Origin of the sequence: Selenomonas sp. ND2010 (genome assembly GCF_000702005.1) — a bacterium.
Lineage (GTDB): Bacteria > Bacillota > Negativicutes > Selenomonadales > Selenomonadaceae > Selenomonas_A.
In genome coordinates this window covers 70,416-91,593 of record NZ_KL370847.1, presented here as the reverse complement: position 1 = coordinate 91,593, position 21,178 = coordinate 70,416, and the positions used below count along the sequence as shown (strand labels likewise).

Here is a 21,178-nt window from a genome sequence, read left to right as displayed (position 1 = left end):
TTCAAGCATCCTCTACATTGCGCTGCTCACAATACGAATGCTGATCATCATAATAATAGAGTTTTCCCAGCGGTTTTAAGCGCCGGGCAAGTTTTTCCAGCACCTGCTTGCTGTCCGGAATCGTCCGCACATTGCCCAGTACCAGGATAATATCCTGCCTTGCGGGAATCGCAGCACTGATATTTTCCCATTGGGGCACATAGCGGATAGGAAAATCCTGCACAGCGTTCGCCTTATCCGCAACATTTAGTACCACTCCAGAAAGGTGCAGCTGCGGATATTTGCGCTTCAAATTGCACAAATCGAGACCCACACTGCAGCGTACCAGCAGAACATGCTTGCCTGCATCCTCTGGCTGCAGCACATCCGTAATCCCATGGAATACTTTATGGTCTGGCGATACCTGCCATTTCTGCATGAATTTTGCTTCGTTTTCCTCTAGGATTCTGGCAAAGCGTTCCTTTCTGGCCTTGGCTTGCTCAGAATCTAGTGCCTGCTTGAATGAGGCACTGCCGAAATGATGGATAAACGTATCGGCGCACAAAAGCAGCCGGTAACCTGCCTGACGGATTGTATACGAATAGTCATCATCCTCGTAATTTCCCGGCGAGTAACGCTCGTCCATACCGCCAATCTTATCGTATACTACGCGTTTCAACAGGAAGCAAAAACCAACCAATGTTGGCCAGCTGTACCACTTCTGCGCATCGCTGTGGTTGTATCCTGTTGCAAACTGCTGCAGTTCCTCTACGGTCTGGTAATCCACCGCAATCGACTGGCCATTGCTGCAGTTATTGGTCACGCAGCTGACCGCGCCGATATCTTTCCCGCTGTAAAGTGCCTGCTGCAGATTATCCAGCCAGTGTGGCGTCACAATCGTATCGCTGTTGAGCAGCAATAAATCATTTCCTGGCGCGGCGGCCTTCATGCCTTGATTGCAGCCGGCTGGAAAGCCAACATTTTCCGGATTAGCGATGAGCTTTATTTCATGCTGCTCCTTGAGCCATTCCAACGAACCATCCGTAGAAGCATTATCTACCACGATAATCTCATAGCTATTTTTTCTCGTATAAGCGCGAATACTTTCGATACAAAACTGCGTATACGAAAGCGTATTATAGCTAAGTATTATAATGCTCGTTTTTCTCATAACATTATTCTCCAACCAGCAGGCACCTCTGTACCTGCTGCCAAACTTGTTCTGCGGTTATCTCCATGGAACATTCCATTTCCCGTTCCGTGCCCTGATGATACGGGCAAAAATAATTCTTATCGTCAACGCGCAAGTCATTATGGCAGCCATGACAGACCTGATAGTTGATGACCCGATACGGCGTAAAGAATTCATTTGACGGCAGGGTAAAGCCGCTGATCATCACCACCGGCGTCCCTGCCGCATAGGCTAGCCAGGAAAGCCCGCTCGACACGCCAATGAAGCAGGCCGCCCCATTGAGCAATGCCAGGCGTTCATCCAGCGGCCGCCGTCCGGTATAATCTTCGGCCCCTTTAGGAATCCCCACATGATAACTCCCCTGTCGCAGTTCCCGATCGCCATCGATGCAAAGCACGCGATAGCCTGCCTGTTTCAGCCGCTTGATGATGATTTCCCAGCCCTGCGGATAATGCCAGCACTTATTGACCCCCGAAGCCTGGGTAGCAATACATACATAAGGCTCTTCTATTAAGGGATTCCGCCCCGCAGCCGTAAGCTGCAACTTCCTTGGCACAACCGGCAGATGCAACAGAACACCGCCAAGCTGCGTGAGCGGCACCGAGCGCGCATCCGTTGGCGATAAGATTGGCGCATCCTGAAAGATCCCCAGCACAAAGGCCGCATAGGCATCTTCTGGCAGTTTCTCCACCATGGGAAATTGCGGCCAACAGACGTCAAACAGCGGCGCGAAATTTTCCTGCCGCTCGCAGACAACCCGGCAATGATATTTTTCTTGAAAGGCCAAAACGTAAGGCATAACCGCCAGCATATCGCCCAAAGCATTGCCGAGATAGAAGTATACGGTTTGCTCCGTAACATCCAGGCGATGCGCAAATACCATGCTGCCACTTTGATAGACTTCTACCTGCCAGGGAATATAATATTTTTCCATGGAAGCCAGTAGCTGATTGCTGACCTCTCCCTCAAAATACACCTGGCCGCTTTCACTGTCGCTCACGCGGACGGCAAAATCCCCAGCCGGTACTTCAAGACGCAGTCCAAAATTAAAGTCAAGTTTAAGCCCGAGGATGCCAGTCTCCCCTTTGACTTCGCCGGCCTTTTCCATCAGCCGGACTAACAGCGCCTGATGGTATTCATTCATTTCATTTTGCGCAGCACTAAAAAACACGATTGGTTTCATTCTTCTTCATCCTTAAGCTGATATTGTTGCATCACACAATAATCCAGCAATAACATCACAAAATCCTGCTGTTCCTTAAAGTATTCCTGACAGTATGGACCGATTTCCTGATTGATTTGTTCCAAGGAATAGCACTTAGAGACAGGCAGCATATGCCGCTTTAGGAATATGCCGAAAAAATAAGCTTTTATCCGCTGCTTGAGCTCCGGATTCTGCTGGAAAAGCTCCATCCCTGCCATCCATTGCTCGCAGGCCAATAATGTCTTTATCCCCGACAGCCAGTACTGCTTTATCTTAGACAAATCCTGTCCGCGTGACAACGACTGCTCCCGCACATGATAGTGATAGTCCGTGGCGGAAATAAACACATAGCGTTTGGCATAATAAAGGCATAGAAAATTAAACAGACAGTCTTCAAAGTTTGGCATATCATCAAAGTGCAGTTGATATTTTTCGATAAGCTCCCGCCGATAAAGCTTGCCCCATGACGCAACATTAGTTCGATTTTCCAGCATTGCCTCAATACGCAACAAAACATTTTCTGGCATAATCCATACCGAATCTGTCAACCGTACTAAATCATACAAGAGGTATGAGCCATCCTTCTGCAAGCGATACTCCTGACTACCACCTGAAACCACATCTGCATTATGCAGTATTGCTTGCGCGTATAGTGTCTTCAAATATTCTGGTTCAACAACGTCATCGCCATCCACAAACGTCAAGAAGCGCCCTGTGGCGGTCTCCATTCCCCGATTGCGTGCCATACCGGCCCCGGAGTTCTCTTGCAGCTGCACAAGCCTTATACGGCTGTCAGTCGTCGCCATAGCCGCGCAGATTTCCCCGCTGCGGTCTGTCGACGCATCATCGACAACGATGAGTTCAAAATTCTGCAACGTCTGTGCCAGCAGGCTTTGCAGGCATGCCTGTATGTACCGTTCGCAATTATATACAGGCACAATGACCGAAATACTAGGACACTTCATTTTCATACCTCAACAATTATTTATCAACATAGTAAATGCCTTCACGACTTCTTCGGGCGGAATAGTCGCAATGCAATGCGCGGTCTTGCCACAGCAACCGCCATAGATGATTTCCTCTTGGCAGGCCCCAATTGCCTTATCCGGGCGCAAAGCGATATAGGGAACCTGCCACGGCGCAAAGCGATGAAAACCGCTGAATACCCCTGGCAGGAATTCATCCTTGTCCAGCGGATCGCGGAAAAAGGCCAGTACCGGTTTCTGCAAAGCTGCCGCCATATGCATGGTCCCCGTGTCATTGCCGATATACATGGCACACAGGTCGAGTACCGCGCCCGTTTCCCGAAGGCTTGTCCTGCCCGCAAGATTTACCACATGCCTCTGCGGCAAGGCCTTTTTCAACTGCTCAGCCGCCTGCTGTTCCGTCGGCCCGCCAATCAACACGAAACACAAAGCAGGATAGCGTCCCTCAAGCTCATTTAACGCACGTGCCAAAAACTCTGGCGGATATTTGCGGTTTGGCGTTCCCGCACCGAGGCCTACGGCAATATAGATAGCGTCCGCCGTCTGCTCCCAGCCCAACAATGCCTTGGCCCGCAGGCTATCCACCGCACCATACCAAAGATCCATGCTGGTATCGCCAGGCTTAGTCCCAAGGGCTTCCAGCACATAAAAAATGCGCTCGGCCTCATGCAGGTATTCTGGCGGACTAACGAGTGATTTTGTCAGCAACTCCTCGGCAAAGTCGGGCCTAGCTTCGAAGTTTCCATAGACATTGAACACTGTATTGCTGAAATCCACGCGTTCTTTGGCGCCACTTAAGTATTCCACCAGACGGATTTCATTGCGCAGCTGCGCCCAGCCCCAAAGCTTTGAGATACATAAATCGAACTGCTTTGGCCAAAGATGCTCCTCTGCAAGTGCCACTAGCTCCTGCCAAGCTTCCCGCTGATTCTCTTGAAAGCGGCGCTCATCATACAAAATACGTTCATTGATATACGGACAGAATTCCCAAAGCTCCGCCACACCAGGCCGCACCAGCACAGCAATATACGCCTGGGGATAAGCGCGTCGCAGCTCCCGCATAAAGCCTGTCGTTAGCACCGTATCGCCTACCGCATCGAATAACAACACCAATATTGACTTCACTGCCCCAGCCTGCTGTTTGCGCAGACCTGCCTGCTCAAAAGCCGGCTCCATCAGCGCTTTGAGCTTCGCGACGGAAAGCTGATGCACATCCATGGCCAGTTGCACTAGCTGTTCCCCAGCTAAAGACAAAGCATGTTCTCTCATTGCAGCAACTCCTTCTTATGCTCCTGCCGGCAACGATCGATAGCTTTTTTCACCATTACCGGAGCAATCTGACGCTGGCACTCCAGATAATGCGGACTCTTCTGCTCATGATACGGGCAAATTTTCCGCAAGAAATGAACACGGACATCATTGAAACAGCCATTGCATACGCGGGGATTCATGACCCGATAAACCTCCGGGAATTCATACCAAACTGCCGAAAATCCCACCAGCATGATAACAGGACACCCCGCCATCCAGGCCAGCCACGAAAGGCCACTGCCAAGGCCGATGAAAAAATCGGCATACGCCAGCATATCAGCCCGCTCAGCCAGTGGAATATTGCCCGTAAAGTCCTCGGCGCCCGCTGGCATCTTTACAGTGATGCCTTGGTCACTTACGACCCTGTCGCGATCGATGCACAGCACCCGATAGCCGAGTTGTTTCAGATACGCCACGATTTCGTCCCAGCCATTTGGCCACTGCCAGGTCTTAGCTACGCCCGAAGCCTGCACGCCAATGCACACATAAGGTTCTGCGATTGTCCGCAGTTTACGCGGTTTCCAGGGAATACGCGGTGCGATACAATCCTGTCCGAGAATATACTGCGCCGATGCCCGCATTGGAATCCGTCGTCCATCCATCGGGATGAAATGCGGATCATCAAAGCCGATTACCAGCCAGAAAACCGCATAAGTATCCTCCGGAATTTTTTCACATTGTTCGATTTCCGGATAGGCGACCTGAATAAATTCCCGCCATTTTTCACGGACATCAATCGAGATTTTCGCTTGATGCTGCTTGGCAAACATAACAGCCGCAGGCAAGAAGGCAATCGTATCGCCCATCGCCGTACTGACAACGCCAATATGGATACGCTGCCCTGTCGGATCAAAGCAATGCTCAAACACCTTCTGCCCCGCGTAAAAGACCTCGATAAACCACGGGATATAATATTTTTCCTCCGATACCAGGATGACTTCGGCTGCATCTTCATCAAAATACACCGTGCCAGTTTCGGCATCTGCTATCCGCACATGATAATCCCCTGCGGGGACCTGCAAGCGAAGCCCATTGCGGAAATCCAACTTCAGCCCGTCAATGCCCGTATCGCCAGCTACAGCTCCCATATGAACATGCATTTCATTAAAAAATATACGATTGTTTTCTTCCATCAATTCCTGCTGCTTTTCTGTATATTCCCGGCAAGAAAAATACTGGATGGGATACGGAAACATCTCCATTCTTTACCTCTTTCTTCCATTAGTTAATCGCGAGCAACGCCTGCTGATATTGCTGCCAAAGCGGCGTTGCCGTATCAACACCAATATTCAAGGCCTGCGTCAATATCCGTTCGCCATTTTTGCAGAACAGCGTTACGGTTTCCGGCCAATTCGCCTGGGGCCCCGCTGCTTTTTCCGCTTTTATGAGCTCCAGCCATTCGAGCTGATGCATGACGAGCGTTTCCAGCGGCAGTTCCACCGTCTGGGGCCAAGCATAGCACTCGGTTATCACGCCAACCAACTGCGTATCACCTGCAGTAAGCAGGATTTTCCAAGCCGTAAATGGCAGCATATAGCCCTCAGGCCGCAAAAAAGCCTGCCGCAGCCAGCTGCACGCATCCATCAAGCGCCGGGCCATCAAGGCCCCCGTCAAACCACCAGCCGGATATTTGCCGATTTCGACCAGCCGCTGCCAAAAAGTCACACAATAAGCCACTTGCGTATTATCCATAGGATGAATCGTAATATAGGGAAGCTCATTGCGATAGTCCTCTGGCCCGTCGGATATCAATAGACTGATAGAGACATTCTGTTCCGCGATAGCTGACACCATACGTAACATAAAATTAGCAGCCATTTCTGTTCCCGGCAACTGCCAATGGATAAAATCGCCTTTAGCAGTTGCCGAAAGCTGGGTAAATACCTCCCCCGCTGGCGAATCTGCCAAAACCTGCCAGTCGAGCTGCTTTGGCAGATTCCGCTTGCAGCTCTCCTTGATTTTCATCAAATCGCTGCTGTTTACCTGATTCATGCAGGGAATCAATACCTGCAGATAAGGATAATCCTGATCTGCCACCTGCCGCAAACGCGAGCAAAATTCCTCCCACTCCCCGAGATAAGGAACGATTGTCGTGACCCATATCTTGCGAGCCAATATCTTCTCTTCCTTCAATCGTTCCGCCAGCAAAACACTGGCCTGCATCAGATTGACCTGCGGATTTGGCGTGACCTGCTGACTATAGCGCAGTTTCTGCGGCTGCACCAACGGCCGTAAATCTACCCCATTGGCCCGTTTGAAAAATTCAAACGGATTGATGGCCTCGCCCTTTATCAGCCGCTGATGGAAGAGGCGGTAACCACCACCACCGATAGAAGCCAGCGAATATTTCGATACGAGAATTGGCCAGGCAACCGCAATCTTTGTTTGGAACTGCTCGGAACTGCGCCAATAGAAATGCGCGATTTCCAGTGTCTGGCAATCCAGCATATCCCTGCCCACCATCTTGCCCTCTTGTACCGAATACAGATAATGGTTCCCCTGTATCACTTGGAGCTTATTGTCTAATACGGCCTTGGCCCCGACGATGCATTTATTTCCCGCATCACGGTAAATATCCCCCAGAGCCGGCCGCGCCAACAAGAACTCCTCACGCCGCACATCTGGTTGATAAGGACTATAACGCCGCCAGGGCAGCTTATATACAAACTCCCTATCCAAGTCTTCTAAATATTCCCGTATGCTCTTCCCGGGCTTAGTGCCTACCAGGAACTCATCCGCATCCAGCGGAATAACCAAATCGGCCCCATGCTTATTGATTGCTTCATACAAGAGATCTGTCGTCATATCGCCCTGGGCATATTCGACCCGATTCGATGTATGTACAGTAAGCGGCAAGCCTTCCTGCTGCAAGGCCCGCAGGATTTCTGCCGTCTTGTCTGTACTCTGATGGTCGATAAGCAACAGTTCATCGGCAAAGCTCAACGTATGGCGCACGAAACTTTCAATGATATCCATTTCGTTCTTGACTATGCCAATGGCTGCGATATGATATTTCTTTATCGCAGCGGGAGTCGGTTCTGCATACTGAGCCTTTGCCTCCCACGCCTGCCAGCGGATATCTTCAATCAGCTGGCACAGTTTCTTGGCCACTGTGGATTTCGACTGGGAGATAAGCGGTTGCAGGCTCTCCAACAACAATGGCAGGAACTTCTGTCCTTCGCCAACCTGCAACGTCCGGCATATCGCCTCGTCGAGCACCTGCTCCAGCGTTTCCAAGACCACTAAGGCATTTGGCTGCGTTAAACGCTGCTGATAGCAGCAGCGCCAGAGGTATTGCAGGTCTTCGCCATAACCAATCCACACCTCATCCCCAGCGGGATAACGCTCGAGCCAGGTCAAGAGCAAGATTGTCATTTCCGTATAGCGCTGCTGGTGAAAAGCCCCCCAAAGCCTTGCCATATCCATATACCGGCGCTTCTGCCAATAGGTCTCTAAATCTGCCCGTCGGCGGCTCTTGCCCTCTACCAAATTCTGGCCGGTAAGATCATAGCCGCACGCCGCAATCTTTTGCTGCCAAAACGCCACATGACTTTCATTCCAGCCATGGCAGCCAAAGGGCCGCAGCGTCCCCGCCTCGATTCGCCGGTAACAGCGCTGTACCTCTTCCTGGACAGCGAACTGCAAAGCGATTGCAATCGGCGCACACCGAAAATCAAAATCTGGCTGAACCCCGCACCAGCCCCAAAACAAGTCCTCGACCTGCAAAAAAACATCCTGGAAAATCTGCTGCCGCCCTACAGGAAGCTGCTCCCAGCGTTTGAGCGCCTGCCTTGCCGCCGTAATTTTCCGCAACGAGAGGCCGCCATTGCCCACACGTGCGCCAATGGCATGCCAAATGGGATTCGACGGTGCAATCGGTGCTCCGATGTAATCATAGCCAAGGTCACAAAATTCCTGCAACCGATCCGCAAAGACAAAGGCATCGAGCTGATAAATCAGCAAATAATCATAAGATGCAAACCGCGCATAATACGTTTCGTTTAACAGCAGCTGGCTGTAGCTCGTAATACTCGTGAAATAATGGTCCGGAAAGCGCTCCACGGCAATGCCATCTTCCAAGCCTTCATAATCAAATACCAAGGATTCCGGCGCCACAAAAACGCAAGGATAATTGCCCAATATCCGCTTTACCTGCATCAACGATACTTTTTCTGTTGTACTCAAAAAATCCCGATAAATCGGAATGGTAATCACTACACTCATGTTCTGCCTCTTCCTTGGTTCTTATCAATCATTCCATACCATTGTGGAAGTTCTTCGTATTGGCCGCTTTGTGCAAGAGCTCCTGTCTGCCAGCCGGTGTAAGTAAATGGCGGACAAGACGCTGCAAAGCCAGCTGCCCACGGTCAGGCGTATCGCGGCTTACTACCCAGCCACAATCAGCCCGTTGTACCCGAAGTGCCTGCGCCCCCCAATTCATCGTAACTACCGGATAGCCGGATAGAATTGCCTCACTAGCCGTATAGCAATAGGTCTCCGGAAAAGCACTTGGGATAAGCACAGCCGCCGTCTGCTGGCTGGCTAACAGCTCAGGCACTTTCTTACAATCGTATTGCCCAGTAAAGATAATACCCTCGCGATCCCCATCAATATCCTGTATATCTTTGCCCATTACCACCAGTCTCATAGGCAGTTTGCGCCGTTTGCGCCAGCTGTTTAGCTGCAGGATATAACGCGCACCTTTTTGTGCACATAAATTTCCCAAAAAAGTCAACGTAAGCTCCGGTGCATACGCAAATTGCGGCTGAAACGTCCGCTCGATATTGCGCTGCAATTTATGCGGACGGCTCATAATTTTCACTTCGGGATAGAATTGATTCACCACTTGGGCTGCATAGGCAGAGGGCGCAATCACTTCAGCTGCCCCTGCCAGGAACTCCCGGAAATTCTGCCGGAAAAGCTCCAAATCAAGATTTGGTACCGATCGTTCTTGGAAAATCATCTGACAATACGGCTGGCTGCGATAATTAGGACAATAGGCAGCCTGACAATCCAGCGACCAATTGGGACAAACACACAAATAGTCATGCACATAGAACGTATAGGGAACGCCGAGCTTCCTTATAATCGCCATAATCTCAAACAATCTAAAACCGAGCAAATGATTGACCGTTATCTGCGTGATATGGTTTTGTTGCACCAAGTCCTGCCATTCGGCAAGGCTTCGCGGTGCCTGACTTGGACGCAAAACCATTTTTTTTGCCACGGATACCTGCCTCAGGTATTCCTGCAAAAACACCTCCGTTCCACCGCCCAGCTCATGCGAGATAATGAGTTCCGTCGCTTCCCGAGCTGGTTTAATTCCCAAAGCTTCCCGCACCTGCTGGCAGAAAAGTTCTGGTTCCTGCTTGATTTTCTGCCGATAGGCAGCATAGCGACCGACTTCCTGCTCGTAATTTGCCAACAGTTCACGGATTTTGGCTATGATATTCGGAATGTTTTCCTCCGTATCCGCAAATTTCAAATCCTCAGCAATAGGAATATCCACCGCATTGGCTGCTGCACCGCGTCTGCCGGTAATCAGGCAGCACCCCGACAGGACGGCCTCGCGCGGTATCCTGTCCTTGCCCGGATGATTGCCAAAATCCACATAGACTTTCGCCGTATGCAGGAATTCTTCCACCTGCTCCGGCGTCATATCCTGCACGGGACGCCAGGAAATATCTGGCGCATATTCCATGAGTTTGCGCGTAAAATCCAGGCCCTTCCGGGGATTGAAGGCAACAACATCCTGCCGGTTTTCTTTCGTTACAGTTTCATTGCGCAACAAAAAGGCCTCGTCGAGATAATCCCCAACAGGCAGTATCTTTTCCGCTGGTACACCATTTAGCCGCAAGAACCGCTGCGCGTACTCAGACTGCACCCAATGGGTAAGGCCGGCATCATTCAACGCCCAGACATTTGGCAAAGGTTCTATATCAAACGCTTTCGCCTGTTCTTCATAATACTGCAGGAACTCATTGGTCAGCTTCCACCAATTATCGACGCTGAGCCACCACAAAACCCGCTGGATTTTCAGCGATTGCGGCACAAAGCCGCACAAGGTCTCAGGGATAATCAGAACATTATCCGGACAGTCATCGATAGCATCGGTATACGGCAAATTATATTTTTTATAACCAGGATGAACCTTCTTCTCTGCCGTAAGCGGCCAATAATACATAGCAGCATCCACACCATCAGACAACAGACACGCTGCAAGCTGATGCAGCAGCGTCGGCCCGCCCGAATAGGCATGTGCAGGACACATGATATAGACTTTACTGTTTTCCGTCAGATTCATACTTCTACCGCAGCCTCCCTGCTCATTTCTGCAACAGGAAATCAAGCAACAAAAAGTCCGTCTGTGGCAATTTGGCGGCAAGCGCCAAGGCCTTGTCCGTCTTGCCCATGCGTTTTGCCAGTACGGCCAGATTGCGGATGACATTTGCATTCTTTCCATCGATAGTAAGAGCTGCTTCTAAAAGCTTAGCTGCTGCTGCATATTCGCCTGCCGTAAAATGACCACCAGCAAAGGCCTGCAACAGACGCACCTTGTCACAAAGTGAAGCATCCTTGTTCAGCACGGCCTGAATCTCTGCTTCCACATCTTCAGCTGCTTTTTCCTCTGCCTTCACTGGCTCGTCCATTGGCGCACCTGCCACCACTGGAATCTCCTGCGATACATTCTGCGGTACTACCGGCGCTACTGGCTCTGCAGGGATAGCTGCCGCCTGCGGAACTACGGCTGGCGTCAAGCCTAAGAAAGCCGCCACATGCGGGAAATCAGCCTTCAGATGATCTGCCTCATTGCGGCCATAGTAATCAAGGATATCCTCCATATCCTCGCGCTGCTCCTGCGTGAGCTGGCCCTCACCATGCTCAAGGACGAAATCGAAAATCGCCAGACTATCATCGGTGCGATCCTCCAAGATGCAAATACGCGCGAGCAAAATCCGCGCTGCCAGATGGCCCGGTGCGAAATTCAGGACATTTTCCACCATGCCTGCTGCCCGTTCATAGTCACCAATCATAAAGTAACTGTACGCACCATCATAGAGCATCTCCGGATTATAATCGCCAGCCTGTACGAGCTCAGCCAGTTTGTTGATAACATCGCTGTATTTCTCCTCAGCAAACAACGTGCTCAGTTCCTCACGCAGTTTCTGTACCATCGCCGACTGCATCTCCTGTCCTTTTTTCTTCTTGTTTTTATTCATCTTACGGTTTGCTTTACCCATCGTATAATCTCCCTTCTTATTTTAACCTATGCCCTTATCTCATCTGTCAGGCTTTTTTATATATTCGGCGTAACCATGGCCGCCTCCTGCTTTTGCTGCCACTCAGCCCAAATGGCGCGGTACATCGCCTCGACCGACTGCACATAGGCAGGGCCATCCATCAAGGGCGAAGCCTGCATCATAACAGGAATTTGCTGATGCAGGGTGCGCAATAGCTCCTTGTCCCTAGCTAACGCCACCGCTTTGGCGACATACTCCTCACGCGTCGCGCAGGCCAGCTCCCCCAGACCGATGTTCTGCAGGATGCTATAGCTAAACCGCTCGCCATGACGGCGGCCATAACGCGCGATGACCGGCACACCCATATAGAGCGCTTCACAGGTCGTACCGCCCCCCGTATAGGGATACGTATCGAGCAGGATATCGACATCAAGATACCGCTCAAGATAATCACCGGTCGCATCCTCCAGAATATATTCTTCGGGACGGAACCCAATCCGCTGCAACTGACGGCCGATGATCTTCAAGGCGTTTGTCTTGTGACTCGAATTCTTGATAAGGATGCGGCTGCCCGGCACCTGCCGGATAATCTGCAGCCAATCCTCCAGTATCTCTTCATTGAGTTTTAGGAAATTATTGAAACTGCCAAAAACAATCGATTCGTGCAGCTTGTATTCCTTCTCCACCTTGAGCACCCGCGCTGACGGTGTATAGCAGAAATGCGAATGAGGAAGCCGCCAGATTTTCTCGCGGAAATCCTCCTCATGCAGTCCCGGCGGGTCGCAATGCGGGTCGCCGAGGAAATAATCCACAACTGACGAGCCCGAAGTGCTCATATAGCCAATGCCTGCCACCTGTACGGGTGCTGGGCGATAACTCATGACCGCCATCGTCCGCCCGCCTGACGCATGCACATCAAAGTCAAACAGGATATCGATTTCATCCGCATAGATATCCTGCGCGACCCGGCTATACTCTACATTGCGCGGATAACGCCGCATCATGGCAATCTGCTGCTCGATATCATCACTGAGCAGATCCCGCCCCTCATACAGCTGATAACAATAAACGTCAAACGCATTGCGGTCATAGGCCAGCAAAAGCTGTATCGTAAAATAACTGACCACATTGTCGGTAAACTCACCAGCAATATAGCCAATCCGCAATTTATTATGACAATGGCGCGCCAAGTTATGCTCATACTGCTGCACCGCCCGTGTAAACTGATCATAGGCAAAGTGCAGCTGCCGCATCTCTGCATCCGTCACCTCCGGATAGTAATGCAGCATAAACAGGTAATCGCTAAACTCCAGCTGCTGGATACGGAACGGCTGACCTTCGCTATGCTGCAGAGCTGCCCAAGAATATTCCCGGCACTTTTGCTTATCAAAAAGCTTATAATAACATTGACTATAGTATTGCAGGATGCGCCACTCTTCATCTGGAGCATATCCCTCTTCCCGTACCAAACGGTTCAGCCGGTCCAAAGCCTGTTGTGGTGCTTCCTGCTCCAACAGCTTCAGCACCGCCCCATAGCGATTGTCCAAATCTCCTAAGTCCATTACCTTCCCACCTTTTCCAGCATCTGCCGATAGGCCGACTCCACCTCTGCCACATAGCGCTGCGTATCCATAAGCGGCGCTTGCAGGAGCATTTGCCGCAAATTTTGATGCATTGCCTGCAAAAGCTCCTTATCCTGTGCCAGCGATACCACCCGCGCCACGTATTCCGCTGGCGTCTTGACTGCTAGTTCCCCTAGACCCGCATTTTGCAGCAGCGTAAGCCCGAAACGCGTATCTCTGCGCTCGCCGTAAAGCGATACTACCGGTACGCCCATATACAGGGCATCACAAGTGGTGCCGCCCCCCGGATACGGATAGGTATCGAGAGCGATATCGACCGCCAGATAGCGCTGCATATAATCCATCGATGCCGCTTCTAACGTAATCCTATCCACAGCTAATCCCAAATTCCGCAACCGTTTCTGCACCATAAGCTGTGCCGCCGGCTCACCGAAAATATCGCTCTTCAAAAGCAAGCGGCTGTCCGGCACCAACTCCATGATTTTTTGCCACAAAAGCAGCATATCATCGGTAATCTTCAAATAACGGTTAAAGACACCAAAGGTGATATACCCATTGGTCTGGCAGGGTGCTCCCTGCGATTCCGGCAAATCACTGCGGCCCGTATAACAGAACTGACTCGTAAGCAAAACGGGCTGTTCGTGATACTTCTGCCACTCATGCTGACTATTTTCAGGGTCCGTCCAGCCATCGGTCAGGAAATAATCCACTGCAGACAGTCCCGTCGGATGCGTATAGCCAAGGCCCGATACCTGTACGGGTGCCGGCCGCCAGGCAAGGATTGGCAGTCCTGAATCTGCACTGTGCCCGCCTAAATCGACCAGAATATCGATTCCATCCTGCTGGATTCTTCTGGCCACCTCCTCATAGGAAAGAGCCGAAATATCCACAAAATGCGCGACGGCCTTCCGGACCATGTCCGTATAGTTATCTTGCCGTGGACTGAGGCTATAGGCATAAAGTTCAAACTGCCCGGCGTCGTGAGCGCCAAGCAACTGATAGTAGAAATAGAACATCACATGCTGCCGAAAATCCGCCGACAGATAGCCGACACGGATTTTGCGCCCCAGAGACCTCCTGGCTGGCGTCTGCGGCTGCACGGCGGCAAATAGCTTATCATAACCGCGATGTGCCTGGCCGTATTCCTCCGCGCTAAGCGGCAAATTATGCTGGGAAAGCAGCCAGGAACTGTAGAGCTGACAGCGGTCCTTGAAATCCACCGCCAACTCGGCCGCCTGCTGGTAAAGTGCTGCCGACTCCTGGGTCCTGCCAATCTGCAGGGCGCAGTTGGCCCAAATAGCCAAAAGACTGGTCATGAATTCCGGCGTGACTTTTCCCGCCTGCTGCGCCAGTTTCTCCGCCCCCGTTGCGGCGGCCTCATAACCAGCCAGATAATGCTTCTGCCGCATTTCGACGGCCGCAAGGGTACGCCATAATTCGACATCATGGGCGGCATCCTGCTGCGCAGCCTGCCGCAGCCACCAAGCGGCCCTCGCATCATCGTGCAGCGCTTCATAGGCCATAGCCCCGGCCGTCCAGGCCTTGGCTGACCGCTCAGGGAACCGCGCCGTCATCCGGCCGGCAATCTCCACCACCTTCGGCCAATCCTGACGAGCCTGCGCCAAGGCCAATTCTCTTTCTTCCTTACACTGGTTTTCCCAGCGTTCCTCCACAGAACAAGCCCGCTCGAGCCAATCTAAATGGATACGCGTAAAGGCCTGTTCGACTTCCCCCATATAATCTGCCGCCTGCATGACAGGCGACGCCAGGAGCTGCGGCCGTATCGACTGATGATAGCAGCGCAGCCGCTCTTTGTCGTTGGCCAATGCCACAGCTTTTTCGACATATTCTTCCAGCGAGAACGCACAGAGTTCGGAAAGCCCTGCATTCATGAGCAGACTGTAGCCAAAGCGTGCATTATGGCGCTCTCCAACCAGCGTGATGACCGGTACGCCCATATACAGGGCATCACAGGTCGTACCGCCCCCCGGATACGGATACGTATCCAGCGCGATATCCATCTCGTTATAGGCCTGCAAATACTTGGCCTCCTGCTCGCCCAAAATCAACCGCTCGGCGGGAATTCCCGCCTGCTGAATGCGCTCTAGTGCCAATTTCCTTCCATAGGGATTATTGAAAATAGCCGCCTTGAGAAAAAGTCTGCTATCGGGAACCGCCGCTAAGATTTTCCTCCAAAGTTCCAGCATCCCATCGGTTACCTTGGAAAAGTTGTTAAAACTGCCAAAGGTCACGTATCCATTCTTCTGAAAGGGAGCCGGGGCCGGCTCCTGCGGATTATCATGCCACATAAAGCAAAAATGGCTGTGCGGCAGACGAATGAGTTTTTCGACAAAATACGCATCGTTTTCCGGCGGGTCCGTATAATGATCTGCCAAGAAATAATCGATAGCGGGCAAACCTATCGTATCGAAATAGCCAATGCCCGATACCTGTACCGGCACGGGCTTATAAGCCATCGTTTGCAAAAATCCCCAAGCCGTATGCCCCGTGAGATCGATAAGGATATCGAGCTTGTCCTGATAGACGATTTCCGCGACTTTTTCATCCGGCAGTCCTCTTACATTCTGCCAATGATCGACCATAGACGCAAATTCCCGGCTCGCATTATCTTCTTCGCAATCGGTATAGCAGAAAACTTCAAAGCGGCGTTTATCATAATCATGCAGGAACGCATAACTGAAAAACGCCACGACATGGAAATGCAAATCCGGCGAAATATAGCCAATCCGTATTTTCGGGCTGTTGCTGCGCCGCTTTTCATGGCGATACTGCGGTATCTGCGCGAATAGCTGCCCGTATTGTTCGGCAGCTTGCCGCATAAATTCCTGCGGTTTGTCCAAATAGTGCAGATTGAACAGATAATTGCTGTATTCCGTGGCCTTGCCATGCTCCAAATCCTTATACTGGGCCGATTCGAGATAGTGCTGAGCCGCCTCCTGACCACGGGCTGTCTGCCGGTAAAGAGTCGCCAAAATGCTATGTACCGCACCGCGATACCAGCCCTCGAGCGTTTCATCGGCCAGGGCTGCCTTAAACTGCCTTTCCGCCGGCTCCCAATCGCCATTCATAAACGCAATACGGCCTAAATAGAATCGGCTGACTCCATCCAGTGGAAATAGCTGTTGGTATTCACGTCCTGCCGCCTCAGCCCGTTGGGCATCGCCCCCATCGATATAAGCGGCCAGTATTGCCTGGAACATCGTGCGGTCGGTTACCCCGGCCTGCCGCAAAGCATCGGCCGCCTCGATGGCCTTGTCCCACTGCCGCTCATCCATCAACTGCGTCAGCAGCAGATAGAGCTGTTTCTTCTCCCGGTATGTCATCGTTTTACCCTTTCCCGTTATCGCTTTGCCACCTCATGACCGCCTGCATGATTTTTTCGCGTTTGACTGGCAACAAAGCCTCTGCCGTCTTATCTTCCGCCATCACCAACAGCCGGTATAAAAACTGCAATTGCCTTGCCGCCAGCTCAGCAGCTCCATCGGGCCGGCCAGCTGCCAAGCAGCCCAAAACCTGCCTTTTATCGTCTTCCGCCTGTTTGGCATAGTAGACATAAACGAGCCCGCCATTTTGCCGAGCCAAATGCTGAGCCAAAAATGCGGCATCGGCCTTCTTATCATAAATCGCATTAAAAACTTCGATGATATCGGCAGCATTAATCTGCTGCCGCTGCAAAAAATGGAAAAACGCCAGAAACAAACCACTATGATAGCGGTTTTGCTGCAATCCCTGCCAATAGTAATCCTGTGCAGACTGCGCATCAAACTGCATTTCCGCCAGTTCGCCGAGCCGCCAGTAAACCGATGGCAGCAGGCGCATCGCGTTATCCATTACGCCCTCTACCGTGTCCTTGGCGTAAACTTCCCGCAGGCGCAGGCCAGCTTGCAAATCTTCTGCCGCCTGCAGGTAATTCCGCTGTTCGAAACGGCACAATCCACGCATCAGTGGAAACTCCGCCAAAGCGGGGCATTCCCGAATAGCTTCTGTCAGACATCTATCGGTTTCTTCAGCCGGATGATGCGCCTGCATGCAGCTGCTGGCCCAAGTCTCATAGGCACGCCCCTTCAACTCTGGCGACAAATCTCCTCGCGCCAAGAGTTTCTGGGCGTACTGAATTGCTTTATCATAATCCTGCAGGCCATACCAGATGTCCATAAAATAGCGGTCATCCATTGGCTCCTGTTGCCCGTTATTCGCCGCAATCCGTTCCTGCATCAGCTGGAGATTGCGTCGCAGCTTGGCCTGTACGATATGCGTGGAATACCCCGTATGATAGATTTCGATTTCGTTGGCCAGCTCGAGTGGTCGCCCTTCCGTAACCGTCAGGACTTCATGAATCCTGCCCTCATAGCGCAAATTTTTCCGATTGCGGAACATGCGCAGCTGAATCAAAGTCGTCATGATGCGATTGCCATCATCAACGTCAATATTGACCAATCGGCAGAGTACCCCTTCCAGCTTGAGATTTGGTTCCAATCGCATCAAAAGCGGCCGCACTTTCGCCTGTGCTGCCGGCGTGAAATATTCATCCGCATCGAGAAATAAAATCCAATTCCCCTTGGCCTGATCGAGCGCAAAGTTTTTCGCCGCCGCAAAATCATCGCACCAGTCGAAATGATAAACGTTAGCCCCAGCCGCCTCGGCCATCGCTACGGTTCTATCGGTACTGCCCGTATCGACGACAATCATCTCATCGGCTACATTTTTCATCGAATCCAGCCAACGCCCGATGTTTTCCTCTTCGTTTTTGGCAATCACACATGCCGATATGCTGATTTTCATGCCTCGTCCTCCCGGCATTGCAGCCATTTTTGATAGGCCGGCAAGTCCGGCTCCATGCAGCCAGCGGCAGCGGCCCGTTCCAAACACTCCTGTGCCGCCGCAAACTCCTTCAGATAGTACAGACAAATCCCCGTATGGTACCAGAACAGCGCACCGTCCCCAATCGCCTCAGCAGGAAATTCTGCCAGAAGCGAATAGGCTGCCTGCCATTTCTGCTGGTGTATAAGCTCGCTTGCTGCCTCCTGTACCTGCTCCCAAGAAAAATCAAGGGCCAGCCCTGCATACTCCTCATATTGCTGCTCGCCGGCAAAGCCCTGCATAGCCGAAAGCCCCGTCATATAACCGGCAAAATCTTCTGCCGAAAGCTTCTCCTGCCAGCCATAAAGCCGGGCAATCACAAGCTCTAACGGCGCGGGAAGCAGCGCCGCCCACTGGCGGCAATCCACCACCTGCAGCTGACGCTTATCCGCCGGCAAACTGACAAGAGCCGCAAATAATTCCTGAATATAAATGCCCGCTTCAAGCTGTGCTTTTTCGCCAGCCTCCGGCAGCTGCCCACTTGCAACAAGTTCTAACAAATGCTGCTGATTTTGCGGCAATTCCATGGCCAAAAACTGCACCAAGCGGCCATAGCCAAACCTTATAGCCCAATCCGCCAAAAACTTCCGGGCCTGCTGCTGATTCGGGAAAAAAGGCAGCACCTTTTGCAGCCATTCCGCTGGCGTCTGATTTACCCTTTGATAGCTGCGCGCTAAGGTCTCTTCCTGATAGGGATTCAGGCGAAGTGCCTGCTGATAACATTCTACGGCTTTTTCTGCCTCATGCTGGCTATAGCAAAGCCCTAACGCCGAATATACCTCCGGCAAAAGGGAGCGCACCGCATTTGATCCAGCTGACAGATCCGACACGGATGCCTCGCGGATAAACTGCTCCAAAAGGGGCTCGGCCGCTTCATAGCGGGCTAGTTCCGTCTGGATAATACCCTGCCAGCCAAGAAATTCTATATCATTTATGCCAGCAGCCTGTGCTGTATCGATAACGGCCAGTTGTTCCTCTGGGCTTTTGCCCAGTTCGCGCAGGCAGTGCAGCCACAGGCGGTATAATTCTCCATCACCAGCCACCGTCTGAACCCCGGCGGCAATCGCCCGGCGGGCATACTCAATCGCCAACTCATATTCATGCAAACCATAGAGACAATCGGCCAAATAGCGATAATGCAAGGGCTTTTCCCCCTGCTCCTGCATCTCCTGCATGATGAGCTTAAGATTTCTCGTGAGTTTCTGCTGGATACGCCCTGTCGAATAGCCCGTATGGCGAACGGCTAAGGATTCCATACAGCCCTGTTCGATAACTCCCGTTTCCGCATACAGTGCCTCATGGATGGCGCCCCGATAACGCCGCGAAGGACTTGGTCGCCAAATCCTCAGCGCCCGAAACCGCTGGATTTCCCGCTCACAGGCATCAACATCCACATTGACGATTGGCACCTGTACGCCCGCCAGCTCCGGATGATTCTGCTGTAAAAATGCCAGACAGCCGCGTACGCGCTCTGGCGCATAAAAGGTCTCATCAGCATCGAGGAAGATCACCCAATCACAGTCAGTCCCTACCCTGTCCAAGGCATAATTCCGCGCCGCTGCAAAGTCATTCTGCCAAGGAAAGGCATAGACTTTAGCCCCGGCCGCTTCGGCCATCACAACCGTATCATCGGTCGAGCCCGTATCCACCAGAATGATTGCATCACTGAAGACGGCCGCTTGTTTCAGCCAATCGCCCAATTCTGCTGCTTCATTTTTCGCGATGATGCAGGCCGTAATCCGCAATCCAGATGCTTTTTCCCAGATGGCCGACCATTCCGCAAGTTTTTCCTGCGCCAGGCTACGCATCGATGCCTCAAACTCCTTTGGCTCCAAACTTACCGCCGGATATTCCGCATCGCATTGCAACGCCTGCTGCATCGCCCGGATCGCTGCCGCATAATCATAAACGTCTGCCTGACAGATGGCAAATTCCGCCCAAAACTCCGGCAATTCCGGAAAATCCGCCACCGCCTGCTGCACCAATTGCCGCCGCTCTTCGGCCCGTCCCTGCTCAGCCAGTGCCGCCAGCAGCAGCCGATATGAACGACTAGCAAACGCCACCATCCGGCGCCCCTGCGCGATATCGAGCCGCGCATAATGTTCCATCTGCACCGTATCGCCTACTCCGCGGCAGGCTTCTGCCAGGTACATATAGAGCCGTCCTGGATTATCTGTTTCTGCTAGCTCCTGCAACAGAATACGCAGATTACGTTCGGCCTTGCTTTGGTTGACAGCCGCTTCGTAGCCTGTATGATATAAGATTAGTTCCGCAGGATTTATCACGGCTATATCTGCTATCACGTTTCCATTTTCACGCAGTTCCTCATGGATACGACCATCGTAACGAAGATTCCCCTGCCGCTTAAAGGCACGCAGGACAAAAATCTCCCCCAGAACATCCGTCTCATCCTTATCGATATCATAACGCTTCATAAGTAATGCCGCATGTCTCTGATACTTTGCCAAGACCTGCCGCAGATTGGCGCAAAAGTCCGCCGCTATATATTCATCGGCATCCATAAATAAGATATAGTCACCTGTGGTCTGCTCAATGGCATAGTTGCGTGCCGCCGAAAAATCATCCTGCCAGTCATAATCATAAATCCTGGCTCCGTAAGCTAAAGCAATCGCCTTCGTTTTATCCTGCGAACCAGTATCGACAACAACGATCTCATCGGCGGCAGCTTTTATGGATGCCAGCGATTTTTCGATATTCTTTTCTTCATTTTTCGTAATATAGCAGACCGATAATCTCATGAGCTGCTCCTCCATATACAACTGCGTGAAAAATGCATATAC

The 21,178-nt window shown here is 51.7% G+C and carries 12 protein-coding genes; all 12 read right to left on the bottom strand.

Annotation, left to right across the window (positions count from 1 at the left end):
• Position 1 precedes the first annotated feature (1 nt).
• From T504_RS0112445 to T504_RS14005, 12 genes are read right to left on the bottom strand one after another with little or no spacing between them, the layout of a single operon-like run.
• Positions 2-1,150, bottom strand: coding sequence for a glycosyltransferase family 2 protein (locus tag T504_RS0112445; protein ID WP_051635380.1), 1,149 nt, complete (start codon positions 1,148-1,150; stop codon positions 2-4).
• Between the two features lie 4 nt (positions 1,151-1,154).
• Positions 1,155-2,354: an autotransporter strand-loop-strand O-heptosyltransferase gene (locus tag T504_RS0112440; protein ID WP_051635379.1), complete on the bottom strand. Its 1,200-nt coding sequence runs from the start codon at positions 2,352-2,354 to the stop codon at positions 1,155-1,157.
• On the bottom strand, positions 2,351-3,340 hold the full coding sequence (locus tag T504_RS0112435) for a glycosyltransferase family 2 protein (protein WP_051635378.1): 990 nt from the start codon (positions 3,338-3,340) through the stop codon (positions 2,351-2,353). Before T504_RS0112435 ends, T504_RS0112440 begins: the two co-directional genes overlap by 4 nt.
• A 9-nt stretch (positions 3,341-3,349) precedes the next feature.
• Positions 3,350-4,630, bottom strand: a complete 1,281-nt coding sequence (locus T504_RS0112430; RefSeq protein ID WP_033171358.1) for a glycosyltransferase family 9 protein — start codon at positions 4,628-4,630, stop codon at positions 3,350-3,352.
• A complete protein-coding gene (locus T504_RS0112425; protein ID WP_051635377.1) occupies positions 4,627-5,874 on the bottom strand; it encodes an autotransporter strand-loop-strand O-heptosyltransferase in 1,248 nt (415 codons plus the stop codon). Before T504_RS0112425 ends, T504_RS0112430 begins: the two co-directional genes overlap by 4 nt.
• Positions 5,875-5,893: 19 nt before the next feature.
• Complete coding sequence (locus T504_RS14015; protein WP_051635376.1) at positions 5,894-8,896, bottom strand: DUF5672 family protein; 3,003 nt, start codon at positions 8,894-8,896, stop codon at positions 5,894-5,896.
• Between the two features lie 28 nt (positions 8,897-8,924).
• The gene (locus tag T504_RS14010; protein WP_051635375.1) at positions 8,925-10,976 is read right to left on the bottom strand and encodes a glycosyltransferase; all 2,052 of its coding nucleotides are present in this window, start codon (positions 10,974-10,976) and stop codon (positions 8,925-8,927) included.
• Between the two features lie 22 nt (positions 10,977-10,998).
• Positions 10,999-11,913 (bottom strand): tetratricopeptide repeat protein, encoded by a 915-nt coding sequence (locus tag T504_RS0112410; RefSeq protein ID WP_033171357.1) that lies wholly within the window; start codon positions 11,911-11,913, stop codon positions 10,999-11,001.
• Positions 11,914-11,969: 56 nt separating this feature from the next.
• Complete coding sequence (locus T504_RS0112405) at positions 11,970-13,475, bottom strand: O-linked N-acetylglucosamine transferase, SPINDLY family protein (RefSeq protein ID WP_033171356.1); 1,506 nt, start codon at positions 13,473-13,475, stop codon at positions 11,970-11,972.
• A complete protein-coding gene (locus T504_RS0112400; RefSeq protein ID WP_051635374.1) occupies positions 13,475-16,840 on the bottom strand; it encodes an O-linked N-acetylglucosamine transferase, SPINDLY family protein in 3,366 nt (1,121 codons plus the stop codon). Before T504_RS0112400 ends, T504_RS0112405 begins: the two co-directional genes overlap by 1 nt.
• 4 nt (positions 16,841-16,844) lie before the next feature.
• The gene (locus tag T504_RS0112395; protein WP_051635373.1) at positions 16,845-18,299 is read right to left on the bottom strand and encodes a glycosyltransferase family 2 protein; all 1,455 of its coding nucleotides are present in this window, start codon (positions 18,297-18,299) and stop codon (positions 16,845-16,847) included.
• On the bottom strand, positions 18,296-21,136 hold the full coding sequence (locus T504_RS14005; RefSeq protein WP_051635372.1) for a glycosyltransferase: 2,841 nt from the start codon (positions 21,134-21,136) through the stop codon (positions 18,296-18,298). Before T504_RS14005 ends, T504_RS0112395 begins: the two co-directional genes overlap by 4 nt.
• Between the last annotated feature and the right edge of the window lie 42 nt (positions 21,137-21,178).

Coding starts and splice junctions, on each gene's coding strand:
- T504_RS0112445 (WP_051635380.1), bottom strand. CDS start 1,150: ATGAGAAAAACGAGCATTATAATACTTAGCTATAATACGCTTTCGTAT.
- T504_RS0112440 (WP_051635379.1), bottom strand. CDS start 2,354: ATGAAACCAATCGTGTTTTTTAGTGCTGCGCAAAATGAAATGAATGAA.
- T504_RS0112435 (WP_051635378.1), bottom strand. CDS start 3,340: ATGAAGTGTCCTAGTATTTCGGTCATTGTGCCTGTATATAATTGCGAA.
- T504_RS0112430 (WP_033171358.1), bottom strand. CDS start 4,630: ATGAGAGAACATGCTTTGTCTTTAGCTGGGGAACAGCTAGTGCAACTG.
- T504_RS0112425 (WP_051635377.1), bottom strand. CDS start 5,874: ATGGAGATGTTTCCGTATCCCATCCAGTATTTTTCTTGCCGGGAATAT.
- T504_RS14015 (WP_051635376.1), bottom strand. CDS start 8,896: ATGAGTGTAGTGATTACCATTCCGATTTATCGGGATTTTTTGAGTACA.
- T504_RS14010 (WP_051635375.1), bottom strand. CDS start 10,976: ATGAATCTGACGGAAAACAGTAAAGTCTATATCATGTGTCCTGCACAT.
- T504_RS0112410 (WP_033171357.1), bottom strand. CDS start 11,913: ATGGGTAAAGCAAACCGTAAGATGAATAAAAACAAGAAGAAAAAAGGA.
- T504_RS0112405 (WP_033171356.1), bottom strand. CDS start 13,475: ATGGACTTAGGAGATTTGGACAATCGCTATGGGGCGGTGCTGAAGCTG.
- T504_RS0112400 (WP_051635374.1), bottom strand. CDS start 16,840: ATGACATACCGGGAGAAGAAACAGCTCTATCTGCTGCTGACGCAGTTG.
- T504_RS0112395 (WP_051635373.1), bottom strand. CDS start 18,299: ATGAAAATCAGCATATCGGCATGTGTGATTGCCAAAAACGAAGAGGAA.
- T504_RS14005 (WP_051635372.1), bottom strand. CDS start 21,136: ATGAGATTATCGGTCTGCTATATTACGAAAAATGAAGAAAAGAATATC.